Annotated in this window: 16 protein-coding genes; 8 read left to right on the top strand and 8 right to left on the bottom strand. The window is 63.0% G+C overall.

The window, feature by feature from the left end; all coding sequences use genetic code 11:
- Nucleotides 1–3: 3 nt before the first annotated feature.
- Nucleotides 4–1,725 (bottom strand): tetratricopeptide repeat protein, encoded by a 1,722-nt coding sequence (locus tag JNA92_RS20240; protein ID WP_241806318.1) that lies wholly within the window; start codon nt 1,723–1,725, stop codon nt 4–6.
- A gap of 434 nt (nt 1,726–2,159) precedes the next feature.
- Here JNA92_RS20240 and hemA point away from each other — a divergent pair, with 434 nt between their 5' ends.
- The 6 genes from hemA to JNA92_RS20270 all read left to right on the top strand — a co-directional run bounded on the left by hemA (nt 2,160) and on the right by JNA92_RS20270 (nt 7,508).
- A complete protein-coding gene (gene hemA / locus JNA92_RS20245; RefSeq protein WP_241806319.1) occupies nt 2,160–3,437 on the top strand; it encodes a glutamyl-tRNA reductase in 1,278 nt (425 codons plus the stop codon).
- Nucleotides 3,434–4,516: a peptide chain release factor 1 gene (prfA, locus tag JNA92_RS20250; RefSeq protein WP_241806320.1), complete on the top strand. Its 1,083-nt coding sequence runs from the start codon at nt 3,434–3,436 to the stop codon at nt 4,514–4,516. Before hemA ends, prfA begins: the two co-directional genes overlap by 4 nt.
- Nucleotides 4,516–5,346, top strand: coding sequence for a peptide chain release factor N(5)-glutamine methyltransferase (prmC, locus tag JNA92_RS20255; RefSeq protein ID WP_241806321.1), 831 nt, complete (start codon nt 4,516–4,518; stop codon nt 5,344–5,346). Before prfA ends, prmC begins: the two co-directional genes overlap by 1 nt.
- Nucleotides 5,340–6,095, top strand: a complete 756-nt coding sequence (locus tag JNA92_RS20260; protein ID WP_241806322.1) for a molybdopterin-synthase adenylyltransferase MoeB — start codon at nt 5,340–5,342, stop codon at nt 6,093–6,095. Before prmC ends, JNA92_RS20260 begins: the two co-directional genes overlap by 7 nt.
- Complete coding sequence (murI, locus tag JNA92_RS20265) at nt 6,088–6,885, top strand: glutamate racemase (RefSeq protein ID WP_241806323.1); 798 nt, start codon at nt 6,088–6,090, stop codon at nt 6,883–6,885. The genes JNA92_RS20260 and murI overlap by 8 nt, the downstream gene beginning before the upstream one ends.
- A 104-nt stretch (nt 6,886–6,989) precedes the next feature.
- The gene (locus JNA92_RS20270; protein ID WP_241806324.1) at nt 6,990–7,508 is read left to right on the top strand and encodes an acyloxyacyl hydrolase; all 519 of its coding nucleotides are present in this window, start codon (nt 6,990–6,992) and stop codon (nt 7,506–7,508) included.
- A 56-nt stretch (nt 7,509–7,564) separates the two neighbouring features.
- Here the strand turns inward: JNA92_RS20270 and JNA92_RS20275 are convergent, their stop codons facing one another.
- From JNA92_RS20275 to JNA92_RS20295, 5 genes are all read right to left on the bottom strand, one after another.
- Nucleotides 7,565–8,263 carry an SDR family oxidoreductase gene (locus tag JNA92_RS20275; RefSeq protein WP_241806325.1) on the bottom strand — a complete coding sequence of 233 codons (699 nt, stop codon included), beginning with the start codon at nt 8,261–8,263 and terminating at the stop codon, nt 7,565–7,567.
- Nucleotides 8,264–8,280: 17 nt separating this feature from the next.
- Nucleotides 8,281–9,702, bottom strand: coding sequence for a deoxyribodipyrimidine photo-lyase (gene phrB / locus JNA92_RS20280; protein ID WP_241806326.1), 1,422 nt, complete (start codon nt 9,700–9,702; stop codon nt 8,281–8,283).
- 7 nt (nt 9,703–9,709) lie between these two features.
- On the bottom strand, nt 9,710–10,591 hold the full coding sequence (locus tag JNA92_RS20285; RefSeq protein WP_241806327.1) for a MerR family transcriptional regulator: 882 nt from the start codon (nt 10,589–10,591) through the stop codon (nt 9,710–9,712).
- Nucleotides 10,581–11,549, bottom strand: coding sequence for a YbgA family protein (locus JNA92_RS20290; protein ID WP_241806328.1), 969 nt, complete (start codon nt 11,547–11,549; stop codon nt 10,581–10,583). The genes JNA92_RS20285 and JNA92_RS20290 overlap by 11 nt, the downstream gene beginning before the upstream one ends.
- Before the next feature lie 106 nt (nt 11,550–11,655).
- Nucleotides 11,656–12,642 carry an NAD(P)/FAD-dependent oxidoreductase gene (locus JNA92_RS20295; RefSeq protein ID WP_012316253.1) on the bottom strand — a complete coding sequence of 329 codons (987 nt, stop codon included), beginning with the start codon at nt 12,640–12,642 and terminating at the stop codon, nt 11,656–11,658.
- A gap of 186 nt (nt 12,643–12,828) precedes the next feature.
- Here JNA92_RS20295 and JNA92_RS20300 point away from each other — a divergent pair, with 186 nt between their 5' ends.
- Nucleotides 12,829–13,734: a TIGR01777 family oxidoreductase gene (locus JNA92_RS20300; protein WP_241806329.1), complete on the top strand. Its 906-nt coding sequence runs from the start codon at nt 12,829–12,831 to the stop codon at nt 13,732–13,734.
- Between the two features lie 13 nt (nt 13,735–13,747).
- Nucleotides 13,748–14,761, top strand: a complete 1,014-nt coding sequence (hemH, locus tag JNA92_RS20305; protein ID WP_241806330.1) for a ferrochelatase — start codon at nt 13,748–13,750, stop codon at nt 14,759–14,761.
- Nucleotides 14,762–14,806: 45 nt separating this feature from the next.
- On the opposite strand, the gene JNA92_RS20310 is transcribed toward hemH, so the two are convergent.
- Together JNA92_RS20310 and upp are read right to left on the bottom strand one after the other, a co-directional pair.
- A complete protein-coding gene (locus JNA92_RS20310) occupies nt 14,807–16,072 on the bottom strand; it encodes a uracil-xanthine permease family protein (RefSeq protein ID WP_241806331.1) in 1,266 nt (421 codons plus the stop codon).
- Nucleotides 16,073–16,074: 2 nt separating this feature from the next.
- A complete protein-coding gene (gene upp, locus JNA92_RS20315) occupies nt 16,075–16,713 on the bottom strand; it encodes a uracil phosphoribosyltransferase (protein WP_011532223.1) in 639 nt (212 codons plus the stop codon).
- Nucleotides 16,714–16,722: the final 9 nt, after the last annotated feature.

The following is a 16,722-nucleotide window of genomic DNA, read 5'->3' on the forward strand; positions in this document are numbered from 1 at the left end:
GCGTTAAAGGGTCTCGGATCCGGTCAGGCGCAAGACGGTCTTGCGCAGGATGGGGCTGTCGGGCTGGGCCTCGAAGGCCTTGGCCCAGACCTGGCGAGCTTCACGGCGCTTGCCGTTGGCCCACAGAACCTCGCCCAGGTGAGCAGCCACTTCATGGTCGGGGAAGCGCTCCAGGGCCTGGCGCAGGTAACGCTCGGCCTCCTCGAGGTCACCCAGGCGGTAGGCGACCCAGCCCTTGCTGTCGAGGATTGCCGGGTCGTCCGGGGATAGCTCATAGGCCTTGTCGATCAGGGCCTTGGCTTCAGTGTAACGGGTTGTGCGGTCGGCCAAGGTATAACCCAGGGCGTTCAGCGCCATGGCGTTTTCTGGTTCGCGAGCGATGATGGCGCGCAGGTCTTTTTCCATCTGCGGCAGGTCGTCACGCTTTTCGGCGAGCATGGCGCGGGTGTAAAGCAGGTTGAGGTCGTCCGGGTAGCGCTGGATGGCCTGTTGCAGCACCTGGTTGGCCTGGGCGTCCTTGTTGTTGTTGCTGTAGCTTTCCGACTCGATCAGGTAAAGCTGGATGGCGAGCTCCGGCTGCGCCTCGCGGGCCTGGGCCAGTTGGCGGGACGCCTCGGTGCCACGGCCGTTGGCGATCAGGATATCGGCCTGGCGCAATTGTGCCGGCAGGTAATCCGGGCCCGGGCCGACCAGCGCGTATTCGCTCAGGGCTCCGGCGGGGTCGTGGCGTTCTTCGGCAATACGGCCCAGGTTCAGGTGGGCGGCGTCGACGTTGCTGTCACGCTCGATCAGCTCGCGCAGGTAGCTCTCGGCCTCATCCCAGTCCTTGTTCTCCAGGCATACCAGCGCCAGCGAGTAACGCAGCTCGTCATCATCGGGGTATTGCTGGACCAGGCTGATGAACTCGGCCTTGGCATCGGCGATGCGGTCCTGTTCGACCAGGGTGCGCGCATAGGTCAGCCGCAGGCGCTTGTCGTCTGGGTTATCGCGAATCGCCCCGCGCAGCAGTGGCAGCGCTTCCGGGCCGCGGTCCAGGGCCTGGAGCAGGCGGGCGCGCAGCAGGGTCGAAGCGATCTCGCCATTTTGCGCCGGGTGCGACTCAAGCAGCTCGAGGGCTTCTTCAGCCTTGCCATCCTGATTCAGCAGCAGGGCCTTGCCGAACACCAGCTGGTTGTTGTCGGGGTACTTGACCAGCAGGCGGTCGAAACTCTGCATCAGGCCGTCGCGGGTGCTCTGGTCGGTTTCGGCGGCCGACAGGGCGAGGAAATCGAAGTGCGTGTCGCCCTGGCCTTGCAGCACCTTCTCCATATAGGTCATGGAGTCGTCATAGCGGCCTGCCCGCGCCAGCTGGATGGCAGCGGCGCGCTGGGCGTCGAGGTTTTGTGGGTCGTTGCGGGCCCAGATCAGTGCGCTGTCCAAGGCCGGCTCGTCGGCGCCGAGGTACTCGGCGATGCGGTAGGCGCGCTCGGACACGCCCGGGTCCTGGGTTTTCTCGGCCTGGTCGGTGTAGTTGGCCAGGGCGATATCGAACCGGTTGCGCTGGCCGGCGAGTTCGGCCACCAGCAGGCTATAGAGCGTGTCCTGCTTGAACGACCCATACACCACGGGCTTGTCGGCCTCTGCCTTGCCGGCTTCGGCAACGGGAGGCTCGGCCTTGTGTGGGGCCAGGCTCTGGCAGCCCTGGAGCAGGGCGAAGGCAAGCAGCAGTGCGTAGGGTCTGTTCATATGAAGAGGCTTAGAAGGACTTACCGGCGGTCGGAGCATGATGACACAAGCGCGGGGGCAAACCCACCTGCGAAGGTCGTGCTTTACAGCGTTGCTGGTGATTAGGTGGGACAGCGGGGTAGGTGGGATGTTCACTGCCCTGTGGCTTGTCGCCGCCGGCTCGGCAACGCGCCAGTCTGACTGCTTTCAAGTGTTGGCCAAGGGCTTGAGCCTGGATATCGTCAATTTTTATAGGCGATAAAGGGCATGTTTCCCGCTCCCTGGCCCTTTTTTTGACATGGGTTTCGGGACCCAGGGGCAATGGCCCCTGGCGAGGGGTTGGCAAGGTTTCGCGGCCTGCGCGCCTCACCCTCACGACAATAGCGAACGGTGGTTGTTCTAAAACCTGCGAAAGAGGACAATTATCGGCTTCTCGTCACAACCAGCGACCTTGCATGGCCTTTCTTGCACTTGGTATCAACCATAAGACTGCCTCGGTAGACGTACGCGAGCGCGTGGCGTTTACCCCAGAGCAGCTGGTCGACGCCCTGCAGCAGCTTTGTCGGCTGACCGCCAGCCGTGAAGCGGCGATCCTGTCGACCTGCAACCGCAGCGAGCTCTATATAGAACAGGATCAGTTGTCCGCCGAGGCGGTCCTGCAGTGGCTGGCCGATTATCACCGCCTTAGCCTGGATGAGCTGCGCGCCAGTGCCTACATCCATGAAGAGCATGATGCCGTCCGGCACATGATGCGGGTTGCCTCGGGCCTCGACTCGCTGGTACTTGGCGAACCGCAGATCCTGGGCCAGATGAAGTCGGCCTATGCCGTGGCGCGCGAGGCTGGCACCGTGGGCCCGCTCCTCGGGCGCCTGTTCCAGGCCACCTTCAGCGCAGCCAAACAGGTGCGTACCGACACCGCGATCGGCGAGAACCCGGTGTCGGTGGCGTTCGCTGCGGTCAGCCTGGCGCGGCAGATCTTCAGTGACCTGGGGCGCAGCCAGGCGCTGCTGATCGGCGCCGGTGAAACCATCACCCTGGTTGCTCGCCACCTGCATGAGCAGGGCGTGCGCCGTATCGTCGTGGCCAACCGTACACTGGAGCGGGCCAGCCTGCTGGCCGAGCAGTTCGGGGCTCACGCCGTGTTGCTGGCCGATATCCCACAAGAGCTGGCGCACAGCGACATCGTCATCAGCTCGACCGCCAGCCAACTGCCCATCCTGGGCAAGGGCGCGGTGGAAAGCGCGCTGAAGCAGCGCCGGCACAAGCCGATCTTCATGGTCGACATCGCCGTGCCGCGCGACATCGAGCCGGAGGTGGGTGAGCTCGACGACGTGTACCTGTATACCGTCGATGACCTGCACGAAGTGGTCGCGGAAAACCTCAAAAGCCGCCAGGGCGCGGCCCAGGCGGCCGAAGAGCTGGTCTCGGTGGGCGCCGAAGACTTCATGGTGCGTCTGCGCGAACTGGCTGCGGTCGATGTGTTGCGCGCCTATCGCCAGCAAAGCGAGCGCCTGCGCGACGAAGAACTGCAAAAGGCCCAGCGTCTGCTGGCCAACGGTGGCAACCCCGAGGAGGTACTGGCGCAACTGGCCCGGGGGCTGACCAACAAACTCCTGCATGCGCCCAGCGTGCAGTTGAAAAAGCTCTCGGCCGAGGGCCGCCTCGATGCGCTGGCCATGGCCCAGGAACTCTTTGCCCTCAACGAGGGCTCGACGGACAAATCCTTGCAATGAAAGCGTCGCTGCTGAACAAACTGGACACGCTCCAGGACCGCTTCGAGGAACTCACCGCCTTGCTGGGTGATGCCGAAGTCATTTCCGACCAGGCGCGCTTTCGCGCCTATTCTCGCGAATACGCCGAAGTGGAGCCGGTGATCGGCGCCTATAAAGAGTGGCGCAAGGTGCAGGACGACCTCGAAGGTGCCCAGGCGCTGCTCAAGGACGCCGACCCCGATATGCGCGAAATGGCTGTGGAAGAAGTACGCGAAGCCAAGGAGCAACTGCTGGGGCTGGAGTCGCAGCTGCAACGCATGCTGTTGCCTAAAGACCCCAATGACGGGCGCAACGTGTTCCTCGAAATTCGCGCAGGCACCGGTGGCGACGAGGCGGCCATCTTCTCGGGCGATCTGTTCCGCATGTATTCGCGCTATGCCGAACGGCGCGGCTGGCGCCTTGAAATTCTCTCCGAGAACGAAGGCGAGCACGGCGGCTATAAAGAGATCATCGCCCGCGTCGAAGGCGACAGCGTTTACGGCAAGCTCAAGTTCGAGTCTGGCGCGCACCGCGTGCAGCGCGTGCCTGAAACCGAATCGCAAGGCCGTATCCACACCTCGGCGTGTACTGTCGCGGTGCTGCCCGAGCCGGATGAACAAGTGGCTATCGAGATCAACCCGGCCGATTTGCGCGTGGACACCTACCGCGCATCCGGCGCCGGTGGCCAGCACGTCAACAAAACAGACTCGGCCATTCGCATCACCCACTTGCCTACTGGCATCGTGGTGGAGTGCCAGGAGGAGCGTTCGCAGCACAAGAACCGCGCCCGAGCCATGTCCTGGCTGTCGGCCAAGCTCAATGACATGCAGACCAGCGCGGCGCAGAACGCCATCGCCAGTGAACGTAAACTGCTGGTCGGTTCGGGCGACCGCTCAGAGCGTATCCGTACCTACAATTATCCACAGGGGCGGGTGACCGATCACCGTATCAACCTGACCTTGTATTCCCTCGACGATATCCTTGCCGGGGGCGTGGACGCGGTGATCGAACCGTTGCTGGCTGAATACCAGGCTGATCAGCTGGCGGCACTGGGGGATTGATGACCATCATCGCCAGCCTGCTGCGCACTGCGCAATTGCCGGATTCGCCCACCGCACGCCTGGACGCCGAACTGCTGCTGGCAGCGGCCATCGGCAAGTCTCGCAGCTACCTGCATACATGGCCTGAGCGCATCGTCAGCAGCGAGGATGCGCAGACCTACGCGGGCTACCTCGAGCGTCGCCGGGGTGGCGAGCCCGTTGCCTACATTCTGGGCCAACAGGGCTTCTGGAAACTCGACCTGGAAGTGGCACCACACACGTTGATTCCGCGCCCTGATACCGAGCTTCTGGTCGAGACGGCGCTTGAGCTGCAGCCTGCAACGCCCGCCAAGGTGCTCGACCTGGGCACCGGCACTGGCGCGATAGCGCTGGCCTTGGCCAGCGAGCGCCCGGCCTGGCAGGTCACGGCACTGGACCGGGTCGAGGAAGCGGTAGCACTGGCTGAGCGTAATCGTCAACGCTTGGGCCTGGGTAACGTGAAGGTGCTCGCCAGCCACTGGTTCAGTGCCTTGAGCGGGGAGCGTTTCGACCTGATCCTCAGCAACCCGCCGTACATCGCTGCCCAAGACCCGCACCTGGCTGCCGGTGATGTGCGCTTCGAGCCCAGCAGTGCACTGGTGGCCGGGGACGATGGCCTGGACGACCTGCGGCTGATCGTTGGCCAGGCACCGGCGCATCTGCTGCCCGGTGGCTGGCTGCTGCTGGAACACGGTTACGACCAGGCACAGGCGGTGCGCGCGCTGCTGGCCGGGCAAGGTTTCATCGAGGTGGCCAGCCGCAAGGACCTGGGCGGTCACGAACGTATTTCCCTGGGGCGCCTGCCATGCTGACCGATCAGGAATTGTTGCGTTACAGCCGGCAGATCCTGCTGGCACAGGTGGACATCGAAGGCCAGTTGCGCCTCAAGCAAAGCAAGGCGCTGATCATCGGCTTGGGTGGTCTGGGCTCACCGGTGGCGCTCTACTTGGCTGCCGCGGGTGTGGGTGAGCTGCACCTGGCGGACTTCGATACCGTCGACCTGACCAACCTGCAGCGTCAGGTCATCCATGACAGTGGCAGCGTTGGCATGAGCAAGGTGGACTCGGCGCTGCAGCGGCTTGCGGCCATCAACCCTGAAATCACCTTGGTCGCCCACCGTCAGGCGCTGGACGAAGATTCCCTGGCTGCTGCGGTAGCAGCCGTCGACCTGGTGCTGGACTGTTCCGACAACTTCGGTACCCGTGAGGCCGTCAATGCAGCGTGCTTCGCCCACGGTAAGCCGCTGGTCAGTGGGGCAGCCATCCGCCTCGAAGGGCAGCTGTCGGTGTTCGACCCTCGGCGCGATTACAGCCCTTGCTACCATTGCCTGTATGGCCATGGCAGCGAAGACGAGCTGACCTGCAGCGAAGCCGGCGTGATCGGCCCGCTGGTGGGGCTGGTCGGCAGCCTGCAGGCGCTGGAAGCCATGAAACTGCTGGCGTGTTTTGGCGAGCCGCTGGTGGGCCGCTTGCTGCTGATCGACGCCATGGGCACGCGCCTGCGTGAGTTGCGGGTCAAGCGCGACCCGGCTTGTGCGGTGTGTGGCAAACGCGATGGCTGAGCGCTCGGCAGCGGTTGGCGTGATGGACTCCGGGGTCGGCGGTTTGTCCGTGCTGGCTGAGATCCAGCGCTTGCTGCCCAGCGAGTCGCTGCTCTATGTGGCCGATTGCGGGCATGTGCCGTATGGCGAGAAAACCCCCGACTACATCCGCCAGCGTTGCCGGCGCATTGCCGAGTTTTTCCAGGCGCAGGGTGCCAAGGCGATGGTCCTGGCCTGCAACACGGCAACCGTGGCAGCGGTTGCCGACCTGCGTGAGCTTTACCCCGACTGGCCGCTGGTAGGCATGGAGCCGGCCGTGAAGCCTGCTGCTGCCGCCACCCGTTCTGGCGTGGTCGGTGTGCTGGCCACTACCGGCACCTTGCAGAGCGCTAAGTTCGCCGCCTTGCTCGACCGCTTCGCCAGCGACGTACGCGTGGTCACCCAGCCTTGCCCTGGGCTGGTCGAGCTGATCGAGACGGGTGACCTGGGTAGCCCGCAATTGCGCCAGCTGTTGCTTGGGTACTTGCAGCCCTTGCTTGCGGCAGGGTGCGATACGTTGATTCTCGGGTGTACCCATTACCCATTCCTGCGCCCATTGCTGGCCGGGATGGTGCCCGCCGACGTCGCTATCATCGATACCGGGGCGGCGGTGGCGCGCCAACTGCAACGGTTACTCGCCGCGCGCGGGCTGCTGGCCGAAGGGCCGGCACGCGAAGCGGCATTCTGGACCAGCGCCGAGCCGCGGTCATTGGAAACCATCCTTCCTGTGCTGTGGAATACGTCGGGTAGTGTGAAAAAGTTCGAGTTGTAAAAAAAACGTGAAAACAGCTGAACTATCGTCCCACTCCTGATTTCTATGTTTTGCCTGCCATGAGGCAAACACTTACAACAGCATTGGAAAGAAGGATGTTTCTCATGAGGAAACTGCTCGGCTTGGCGGCGGCTGCCGCCATTACTTTGGGACAAGTCGCGGCAGTGCAAGCTGCCGATGTTTCGTTATCGGTGGGGCAGACGGGGGACTCCACGCAAGTTTACCGCCTGGGTCTGCAGTCAAACTGGGATGCCAGCTGGTGGCAGACGAGCGTCGGTCGGCTGACGGGTTATTGGGACGGTGCTTACACCTATTGGGACGGCGACGAGACGGCGAGCAACCATAGCCTGTCTTTCGCACCTGTATTCGTCTACGAGTTCGCCGGTGAGTCGGTGAAGCCCTACATCGAAGCAGGGATCGGTGTGGCTGCATTTTCCAGCACCGAACTTGAAAGCAACGAGTTGGGCTCGTCATTCCAGTTCGAAGACCGCATCGGTTTCGGGCTGCGTTTTGCAGGTGGGCATGAGATTGGCGTGCGGGCAATCCACTATTCCAATGCCGGCATCAAACAGCCCAATGATGGGGTCGAGAGCTACAGCCTGCATTACCGCATGGCACTTTGAAGTTGTCTTGCCATCCACTTCGCGGGGCCGCGAAGGGGATGGCAAACCCCCATCACTTAGCGTGACAACGGCCACAAGCTGCTGGGGTTCGTGACCTCCAGCACGAGCTCCGGCTCGCGCAGTGGCAAGCGTCGCAGCAGCTCTTGTGCCGCGCTCTGTGGCGTCCACTCTTCTGGGTAGGCCATCGCTGACGTGACTGGCGTCTTCAGCGATTGCGGCGCCACCACTGTCAGGTCAATACCTTCATTTTTCAGCGACTGGCGCGCCTCGCGAAACCACTGCGGTGTGTTGTTCCAGCCTGCTGTGACTTGCGTGGGCGCGTACAACTGCAGGGCTGAATAACGGTTGAAGATCGCCATTACCTGCGGCTTGTCGCCTTTGATCAGCAACGGTAATACCTTGCCCATACAGTGCTCGGCCGCCAGCTGATTACTGCTGACGATCGTCTCGAACACGTCTGTGGCCGATACCGTATCCGGCAGGTAATCGCTGGTCCCGGCATTGATGATCAGGCTGTCCAGCGAGCCCCAGGTATGACAAAGCTGAAGGCAGGCATCGGCTGCCTGGTCTTCGTCATGCAACTGCCAGGGCAGGCGCAAGATACGGCTGCCATGGTGCGCTGCCAAGCTATCGAGCGCTTGGCAGTCCTTGCCACTTGCCGCTACCCGGTGCCCTTGCCCAAGCAGCTGTTCCACTAAAGCCAGTCCCAGGCCGCTGCCGGCCCCCGTAACCCAGAAAAATCGCGGATGATTCAATACACGGACCCCTCACCCTAACTACGCGACAACCCCTTGAAGGCCTCCAGTGCACGCTGGCGACTACTACTTAGGTCAACTATAGGACGATGGTACGAATTATCGGCGAAAAGATCCTTATTTTGCGTAGGCTGATGGATACTTTTTTCATCCAGCCCGCGCAGCTCGGGTACCCAGTGGCGAATGAAGTGCCCTTGTGGGTCGAACCGTTGCGACTGCGAAATGGGGTTGAAGATACGGAAATAAGGTACCGAGTCCGTGCCCGTGGAGGCGCTCCACTGCCAGCCACCATTGTTGGCGGCAAGATCACCGTCTATCAGGTGGCGCATGAAATGCCGTTCGCCCTTGCGCCAATCGATCAGCAAGTTCTTGCTGAGGAACATGGCGACGATCATGCGCAGGCGATTGTGCATCCATCCGGTGTGCAGCAACTGGCGCATGGCCGCGTCGATGATCGGGAACCCGGTGCGTCCCTGTTCCCAGGCCTCAAGGTCGGCAGGGGCATCGCGCCAGGGCAATGCCTCAGTGTGTGTGCGGAATGCTCGGTGCCGTGACACCTGTGGATAACCGGTCAGGATATGTTTGTAGAACTCGCGCCAGAGTAATTCGTTGATCCAGGTCTGGGTGCCAGTACTACCACTGTCGAACTCGCCGCGGTTGCTCGCCAGTGCGGCGTGCAGGCACTGGCGGGGTGAGACCACCCCGGCCGCCAGGTAAGCCGAAAGTTGGCTGGTACCCGGTTTAGCCGGCAGGTCGCGCAGGTGATGGTAATCCTCGATGGTTTCATCCACGAAGCGTGACAGCCGGGCGTGCGCTTCGTCCTCGCCAGCAGGCCAGTGTTCGCTCAGGGCACGCGGTGGTTTGTCGAAGCCTTCGATGTGTTGTGGGATGGGGTCGCTGGCGACGTCCACCGGGGCCTGCCTTTTTACCCGAGGCGCTTGCGACGGCAGGCTTCGGTGCAGGTGTTCCAGGCAAACTTTCTTGAACTGGCTGAAGACCTGGAAGTAATCCCCACTGCGGGTCAGCACGGTGCCGGGGCGGAACAGCAGCTGGTCGAGGTAGCTGTGGGCCTGAACGCCGGAAGCTTCCAGTAGCGCCCGGGTCGCCTGGTCGCGGCTGTTCTCGTTGATGCCGTACTCATCGTTCCAGTGCACCGCTTCGATCTTGTGCTGGCGGCATACGTCAAGCAGCGTTTGCGCCGCCTGATCCCAGGTGTCGATCCTGCGGACCAGCAGCGGGATATTGAGGCCCTCGAGTGACTTTCGCAGGTCGCGCAGGTTACGCAGCCAGAAGTCGACCTTGCAGGCAGCGTCGTCGTGCGCCTGCCATTGGCCTGGGCTGGCCAGCCACAAGGCCACGGTAGGGCCGCGTTCACAGGCGGCGCTCAGGGCAGTGTTGTCGTTGACGCGCAGGTCGCTGCGCAGCCAGATCAATTGCATGGGGTATCTACTCTACAGGCGGGCGGTCATTGCCTTGCAGCGTTCGCAATGCCGCCTGCGGGGTATCGAACAGGAAAAGCTCGGGCAGACCGAAGGCTTGCAGTTGAGCTTGATGGAGGGAAATCGTGGCACCGCCCAGCAGCTTCGTGCCTGCTATGCCCTGCAGGGTGCGCAGCAGGGCCCTGCCTTCGATGCGCGGGCCCAGGTGCAGCAGCAGGGCGCGAGGTTGCAGAGCGGTGACGGCGCGCTGCAACTCCACCCCGCTCACGGGGTATTCCAGCACTTCGACGGGGATGCCACTGCTGCTCAGCAACCAGGCAGAAAGCCAAAAGCTGGGGTCGAAGGCGTGCTCGCTGTCTTGGGCCAGCAGCACGGCCGGGCCGTGCAGTGATTGATTGTCGTGGTAGACCCGCGCCCCCAACTTGCTGCGCAGCCACGTGTGGAAGAACACCTGCTCAAGCCTGGCATTGAAGTAATTGCACCAACGCTGCGCCAGGCTATCGAGCAACGGCAGTAGCAATTTCTCGCACAGGGTGACTGCAGGGTACAGCGCCATGGCTTGGTTCAGCTGCTGGTCGAGGCTGCGCTGGGACAGGTTGGCGATGGCCTCGATCAACTGTTGCTGGCGAGTTTGCCAGTCGCCTTGCGGGGCAGCGCCGGGTGGTTTGTCGAGCAACTCACGCACCTGGCCGACCGATGCGCCCCGTTCCAGCCACGCCAGGATCGCTTGGACTCGTTCGACCTGATCGCGCCCATACAAGCGGTGGCCTTTGGCGGTCCGTTGTGGCTTCAGCAGGCCATAGCGCCGCTCCCAGGCGCGCAGGGTGACTGGGTTCACGCCGGTGCGGCGGGCCAGTTCACCGATGGGCATGGGCGTTTCAGACTGCATTACGTAGCCCCAGGCTGTCGGGGTGTGGCTGCAGGTAGGCCTGCTGCAGCAGGTACGGGTCTGGGTGCTTGCGCAAATGGTGTTTGAGCAAGGTCAGCGGCACCACCAGCGGCACGACCCCTTGCTGGTACTGGTCGATGATGTGTTTCAGCTCGGCCTTGTCCTGCTGCGTCAATGCGTCTTTGAAATAGCCACTGAGGTGCTGCAGAACGTTGCCATGGGTGCCGCGGCTGGCGCAGCGACGCAGCGCCTGCATCAACTGGCTGAAATAGCGGGGCCCGATGACCTCAGGGTCGTCGTCCCGGCTCATGCTGCCAAGCAGGCGCCCAAGCTGCCGGTAAGCCTGCGGGTTGTTGGCCATGAGCAGGTACTTGTAGCGCGAATGGAAGCGCACCAGTGCGCCACGGCTCAAACCCTCGGCCAGCAGATGCTGCCAGTCCGCATAGGCGTAGACGCGGCTGATGAAGTTTTCGCGCAATACCGGGTCGTGCAGGCGGCCCTCTTCCTCCACCGGCAGGTCCGGGCGACGGGCGCAGAAGGCCGCTGCATAGGCGCCCCTGCCGCCCTGTACTGCCGGGTGACCGTTATCCTGGTAGACCTTGACCCGTTCCAGCCCGCAGGACGGCGACTTCTGCATGAAAATGTAGCCACAGATATCAGCCAGCTCATCGGCCATCTGTTCGCCGTAGCTGGCGAGTGGGCCAGTGAAGTCCTCGCCAGGGTTGCGTGTCCCGACCACGACGGGGTGTTCGGGGTCACCGACCAGGCGGATCGGGTCGCGGGGCACGCCCAGGCCGATAGCGACTTCTGGGCAGACCGGCCGCCAATCGAAATGTTCTTCCAGCTGGGTACGGCACAGATCGGACGATTTGTGCCCGCCGTTGTAGCGCACACTGTGGCCTGTCAGGCATGAGCTGATGGCAATGCGGGGCTTACGCTGGGCGGATGGATCGTGCATGGCTGCCTCCGAAAACTTGTACATGGAATCGCGCGTGTACAAGGTTATTCCAGCACAGCCACAAACTTATGCAAACTAGTATTTTTGTATAGTTTTGCAGTTTTGCTTATTCGAGATGCTCCAGCAGGCGTCGGGCCGCCTCCTGACCGCTGAGCCAGGCGCCTTCCACGCGGCCAGACAAGCACCAGTCGCCGCAGGCATAGAGCCCTTGGTCGGCATCGGCCAGCGCGCCCCATTCGTGACTGCCGGCCGGCCGCGCATACAGCCAGCGATGCGCCACGGAGAAGGACGGTGCGGGCACCACGCAGCCGACCAGTTCGGCGAATTCGCCCCAAAGCTGTTCGATCACTTCTTCCTTGGCCAGGTCGATGTGCTGCTTGCTCCACGTGGAGGTGGCATGCAGTACCCAGGTATCGAGCTGCTCATCGCGGCCTGGCTTGCTACGGTTGCGGGCCAACCAGTCGAGCGGGTTGTCCTGTACGAAGCAGCCCTGCATCGGGGTGTCCAGCGGTGTCTGAAAAGCCAGGGCAACGGCCCATGTGGGCTCCATTACCACGCCCGCTGCCACAGCGGCCAGTTTGGGGGTCGCGGCCAGCAGCGGCGTGGCTTGCGGCGCGGGGACGGCAATCACAACGCGGCTGAACGGGCCATGGCTGCAGCCTTCGGTGTCCTGAAGGTGCCAGTACTGCTTGCCGCGGAACACTTCGGCGATGCGGCAGCCGAAGTTGACCGTGACGTCCTTGAGCATGCCGCGGGTGATCGCGCTCATGCGCGGCACGCCGACCCAGCGCGTCTGTTCGTCGGGGGAGGGAGTCAGTTCACCGTCACGGTAGTTGTACAGCTGCGGCTTCCACTGTTCGGCCCAGCCGGCGGCCACCCATTGCTGCACCTGCTCGACGAAGCGCCGGTCGCGCGCAGTGAAGTACTGGGCGCCCAGATCGAGCGCTCCGGCCTCGCTGCGTTTGCTGGCCATGCGCCCGCCACTGCCGTGGCCTTTGTCGAACAGGTGAACGGATTGCCCGGCCTTCTGCAGGGCCTGGGCAGCGGAAAGGCCGGCGATACCGGCACCGATGATGGCAATAGGTACTGTCATGATGGCCTCTTCGAACCTTGCTGTAAGCAGACTACGCTGTCAGGCAAACCTGTACAATGCTTAAAATCTGTATAAGGTTATACCGCTTCTTAGGGCAGGTTGGCCTATGTTTATCTGAGAGCGTTGGGTTAAAAAAGTGCCTTGCTGTAAAAATAGACCATCGCCGCACTCTGTGAGGACACAGCCATGCATATATTGCTGACAGGCGGCACTGGCTTGATCGGCCAGCATCTTTGCCCGTTCTGGCTCGCCCAAGGTCATCGCCTGACCGTGTGGAGCCGGCGCCCCGACCAGGTTGCGCGCCTGTGTGGCAGCGGGGTGCGAGGGGTTGCCCGGCTGGAAGAACTGGCCGCAGACGAGCCCGTGGACGCCGTGATCAACCTGGCCGGCGCACCGATTGCCGACCGGCCCTGGACTGCGTCACGGCGCAATGTGCTATGGGCCAGCCGTATCAGCCTTACCGAGCAATTGCTGGCCTGGCTCGAGACCCGCGAGCAACGTCCCGAAGTGCTGATTTCGGGGTCGGCGGTGGGCTGGTATGGCGATGGCGGTGAGCGTGAATTGACCGAGGCTTCGCCGCCGGTACGCGAGGATTTCGCCAGCCAACTGTGCATCGCGTGGGAAGAAACCGCGCAGCGTGCGCAGGCCCTTGGGCTGCGCGTGGTGTTGGTGCGCACGGGGCTGGTGCTGGCCAGCGATGGGGGCTTCCTGTCGCGCCTGCGCCTGCCGTTCAAGCTGGGGCTGGGCGGCCCATTGGGCAATGGCCGGCAGTGGATGCCTTGGGTGCATATAGACGACCAGGTTGCCCTGATAGATTTTCTGTTACGGCACAAGGACACCAGCGGTCCTTATAATGCCTGCGCGCCAGAGCCTGTGCGTAACCGCGAATTCGCCCGGCGCCTGGGCCGGGCGCTGCACCGGCCGGCGCTACTGCCGGTACCCGGCCTGCTGCTGAAGGCGGGCCTGGGCGAGCTGTCGACGCTGTTGCTTGGTGGCCAGCGGGCACGGCCTGTGCGTTTGCTGGCCGCAGGCTTCACCTTCCGTTTCAACGATCTGCAATCGGCCTTGGACAACCTGTCCAAGCGCCTCTGACATAGGACGCTGCATGACCGATCACGCGCTGTTGCTGGTCAACCTGGGTTCTCCGGCTTCCACATCGGTAGCCGATGTGCGCCGCTACCTCAATCAGTTCCTGATGGACCCCTACGTAGTCGACCTGCCATGGCCGTTGCGGCGCTTGCTGGTGTCGCTGATCCTGATCAAGCGCCCGGAGCAGTCTGCCCACGCCTATGCTTCGATCTGGTGGGACGAGGGCTCGCCCCTGGTGGTGTTGACGCGTCGGCTGCAGGCCGCGATGGTCGAGCACTGGCCCCACGGCCCGGTGGAAATCGCCATGCGTTATGGCGAGCCGGCGCTGCCACAGGTGCTCGAGCGCCTTGCCGCTCAAGGTGTGCGTACGGTGACGCTGGCGCCGCTTTACCCACAATTCGCTGACAGTACGGTGACTACGGTGGTGGCGCAGGCCAACCAGACTGTCGCCGAACGCGCCTTGCCGTTGCAATTGCGTGTGCTGCAACCGTTCTACGACCACCCTGAATACATCGATGCCCTGGTGGCCAGCGCCCGGCCTTACCTTGAACAGGACTATGACCACCTGTTGCTGAGTTTCCATGGTTTGCCGGAGCGGCACCTGAAGAAGCTCATGCCTGGCAGCAAGCATGATCTGCGGGCAGCGGACTGCTGCAAGGACGCCAGCGCCGAAGTGCGCGCGGTGTGCTACCGCGGGCAATGCCTGGCGTCGGCGAAGGCGTTCGCCACCAGGATGGGCATCCCGGACGGCAAGTGGTCTGTCTCGTTCCAGTCGCGGTTAGGGCGGGACAAGTGGATCGAACCCTATACCGAGACGCGTCTGGATGAGCTGGCCAAGGCTGGTGCCAAAAAGCTGCTGGTGATGTGCCCTGCGTTCGTGGCCGACTGCATCGAGACGCTGGAGGAAATTGGCGATCGCGGCAAGGAGCAGTTCATCGAGGCGGGGGGCGAAGAGTTGGTCCTGGTGCCGTGCCTGAATGATCACCCGGAGTGGGTGAGGGTGCTGGCGCAGATGTGTGAAAAGGCGTGAATAAAAAGGGCCGCTTAGCGGCCCTTTAGCGACGCGAGGCCGCTTCTACACATCCAGCTTCTCTTTCTTCCAGCCATCGTTGCCCGGCAGGATCAGGTTCAGGGCAATGGCCACGATAGCGCACAGGGCGATGCCCTTCAGGCCCCAATCATCTGGGCCGTCGCCGCTGCCTATCAGCACGCCGCCGATACCGAATACCAGGGTCACCGACACGATCACCAGGTTGCGTGCTTCGCCCAGGTCGATCTTGTGGCGGATCATGGTGTTCATGCCCACCGCTGCGATCGAGCCGAACAGCAGGCAGAGGATGCCGCCCATCACCGGCACCGGGATGCTTTGCAACAACGCGCCGAACTTGCCGATGAAGGCCAGGGTGATGGCAAAGATCGCCGCCCAGGTCATGATCTTCGGGTTGTAGTTCTTGGTCAGCATCACGGCGCCGGTCACTTCGGCATACGTGGTATTGGGTGGGCCGCCGAACAGGCCTGCTGCCGTGGTGGCCAGGCCGTCACCGAGCAGAGTGCGGTGCAGGCCAGGCTTCTTCAGGTAGTCGCGGCCGGTCACGCTGCCGACTGCGATCACGCCGCCGATGTGCTCGATCGCCGGGGCCAGGGCTACCGGTACGATGAACAGGATGGCCTGCCAGTTGAACGCTGGTGCGGTGAAGTTGGGGATCTCAAGCCAAGGCGCGGCGGCAATCTTGGCGGTGTCGACCACGCCAAAGGCGAACGCCAAAGCAAACCCTACCAGTACCCCGGAGATGATCGGCACCAGGCGGAAGATGCCTTTGCCGAACACCGCGACGATCAGGGTGGTGAGCAACGCCGGCATTGAAATCAGCATGGCGGTCTTGTACGGCATGAGTACCGCGCCGTCACCGCCCTTGCCCATTGCCATGTTGGCCGCGATCGGTGCCATGGCCAGGCCGATGGAGATGATCACCGGGCCGATCACCACGGGTGGCAGCATGCGGTCAATGAAACCGGTGCCCTTGATCTTCACCATCAGGCCCATGAAGGTGTACACGAAACCTGCGGCCATCACGCCGCCCATGGTCTCGGCCAGGCCGAACTGGCCTTTGGCAAGGATGATGGGCGTGATGAAGGCAAAGCTCGAGGCCAGGAACACCGGGACCTGGCGGCCGGTGACCAGCTGGAACAGCAGGGTGCCGATACCCGCGGTGAACAGCGCGACGTTAGGGTCCAGGCCGGTGATCAGCGGCATCAGCACCAGCGCGCCAAATGCCACGAAGAGCATCTGCGCGCCCGAAACGACCTGGCGCCAGAGCGGGTCGTTGAAGCCGTCCTGCATGGTCAGGCGTCCTTCTGCTTGGTGCCGAAGATCTTGTCACCGGCGTCGCCCAGGCCCGGCACGATGTAGCCGTGTTCGTTGAGGCGCTGGTCGATCGAGGCGGTGTAGATCTGCACATCCGGGTGGGCTTTTTCCACCACTTCGATACCTTCTGGGGCTGCGACCAGCACCATGGCGCGGATTTCCTTGCAGCCGGCTTTCTTCAGCAGGTCGATGGTGGCGACCATCGAACCACCGGTGGCGAGCATCGGGTCGATGATCAGCGCCAGGCGCTGGTTGATGTCCGGCGCCAGCTTTTCCAGGTAGGTGTGCGCTTCGAGGGTCTCCTCGTTGCGGGCGACACCCACGGCACTGACCTTGGCGCCCGGGATCAGGCTGAGCACGCCATCAAGCATGCCGATGCCGGCGCGCAGGATCGGTACCACGGTGATCTTCTTGCCGGCGATTTTTTCAACTTGCACCTTGCCACACCAGCCATCGATCTCGTAGGTTTCCAGTGGCAGGTCCTGAGTGGCTTCGTAGGTCAGTAGCGCGCCGACTTCCTGGGCGAGTTCGCGAAAGTTCTTGGTGCTGATGTCGGCACGGCGCATCAGGCCGAGCTTATGGCGGATCAGCGGGTGGCGGATCTCACGAGTGGGCATAGGGGGGGC

Source organism: Pseudomonas putida (assembly GCF_022627325.1).
Lineage (GTDB): Bacteria > Pseudomonadota > Gammaproteobacteria > Pseudomonadales > Pseudomonadaceae > Aquipseudomonas > Aquipseudomonas putida_X.

Bases quoted from the DNA above. Each gene is read 5' to 3' on its own strand.
- JNA92_RS20240 (WP_241806318.1), bottom strand. From the start codon at position 1,725: ATGAACAGACCCTACGCACTGCTGCTTGCCTTCGCCCTGCTCCAGGGC.
- hemA (WP_241806319.1), top strand. From the start codon at position 2,160: ATGGCCTTTCTTGCACTTGGTATCAACCATAAGACTGCCTCGGTAGAC.
- prfA (WP_241806320.1), top strand. From the start codon at position 3,434: ATGAAAGCGTCGCTGCTGAACAAACTGGACACGCTCCAGGACCGCTTC.
- prmC (WP_241806321.1), top strand. From the start codon at position 4,516: ATGACCATCATCGCCAGCCTGCTGCGCACTGCGCAATTGCCGGATTCG.
- JNA92_RS20260 (WP_241806322.1), top strand. From the start codon at position 5,340: ATGCTGACCGATCAGGAATTGTTGCGTTACAGCCGGCAGATCCTGCTG.
- murI (WP_241806323.1), top strand. From the start codon at position 6,088: ATGGCTGAGCGCTCGGCAGCGGTTGGCGTGATGGACTCCGGGGTCGGC.
- JNA92_RS20270 (WP_241806324.1), top strand. From the start codon at position 6,990: ATGAGGAAACTGCTCGGCTTGGCGGCGGCTGCCGCCATTACTTTGGGA.
- phrB (WP_241806326.1), bottom strand. From the start codon at position 9,702: ATGCAATTGATCTGGCTGCGCAGCGACCTGCGCGTCAACGACAACACT.
- JNA92_RS20285 (WP_241806327.1), bottom strand. From the start codon at position 10,591: ATGCAGTCTGAAACGCCCATGCCCATCGGTGAACTGGCCCGCCGCACC.
- JNA92_RS20290 (WP_241806328.1), bottom strand. From the start codon at position 11,549: ATGCACGATCCATCCGCCCAGCGTAAGCCCCGCATTGCCATCAGCTCA.
- JNA92_RS20295 (WP_012316253.1), bottom strand. From the start codon at position 12,642: ATGACAGTACCTATTGCCATCATCGGTGCCGGTATCGCCGGCCTTTCC.
- JNA92_RS20300 (WP_241806329.1), top strand. From the start codon at position 12,829: ATGCATATATTGCTGACAGGCGGCACTGGCTTGATCGGCCAGCATCTT.
- hemH (WP_241806330.1), top strand. From the start codon at position 13,748: ATGACCGATCACGCGCTGTTGCTGGTCAACCTGGGTTCTCCGGCTTCC.
- JNA92_RS20310 (WP_241806331.1), bottom strand. From the start codon at position 16,072: ATGCAGGACGGCTTCAACGACCCGCTCTGGCGCCAGGTCGTTTCGGGC.
- upp (WP_011532223.1), bottom strand. From the start codon at position 16,713: ATGCCCACTCGTGAGATCCGCCACCCGCTGATCCGCCATAAGCTCGGC.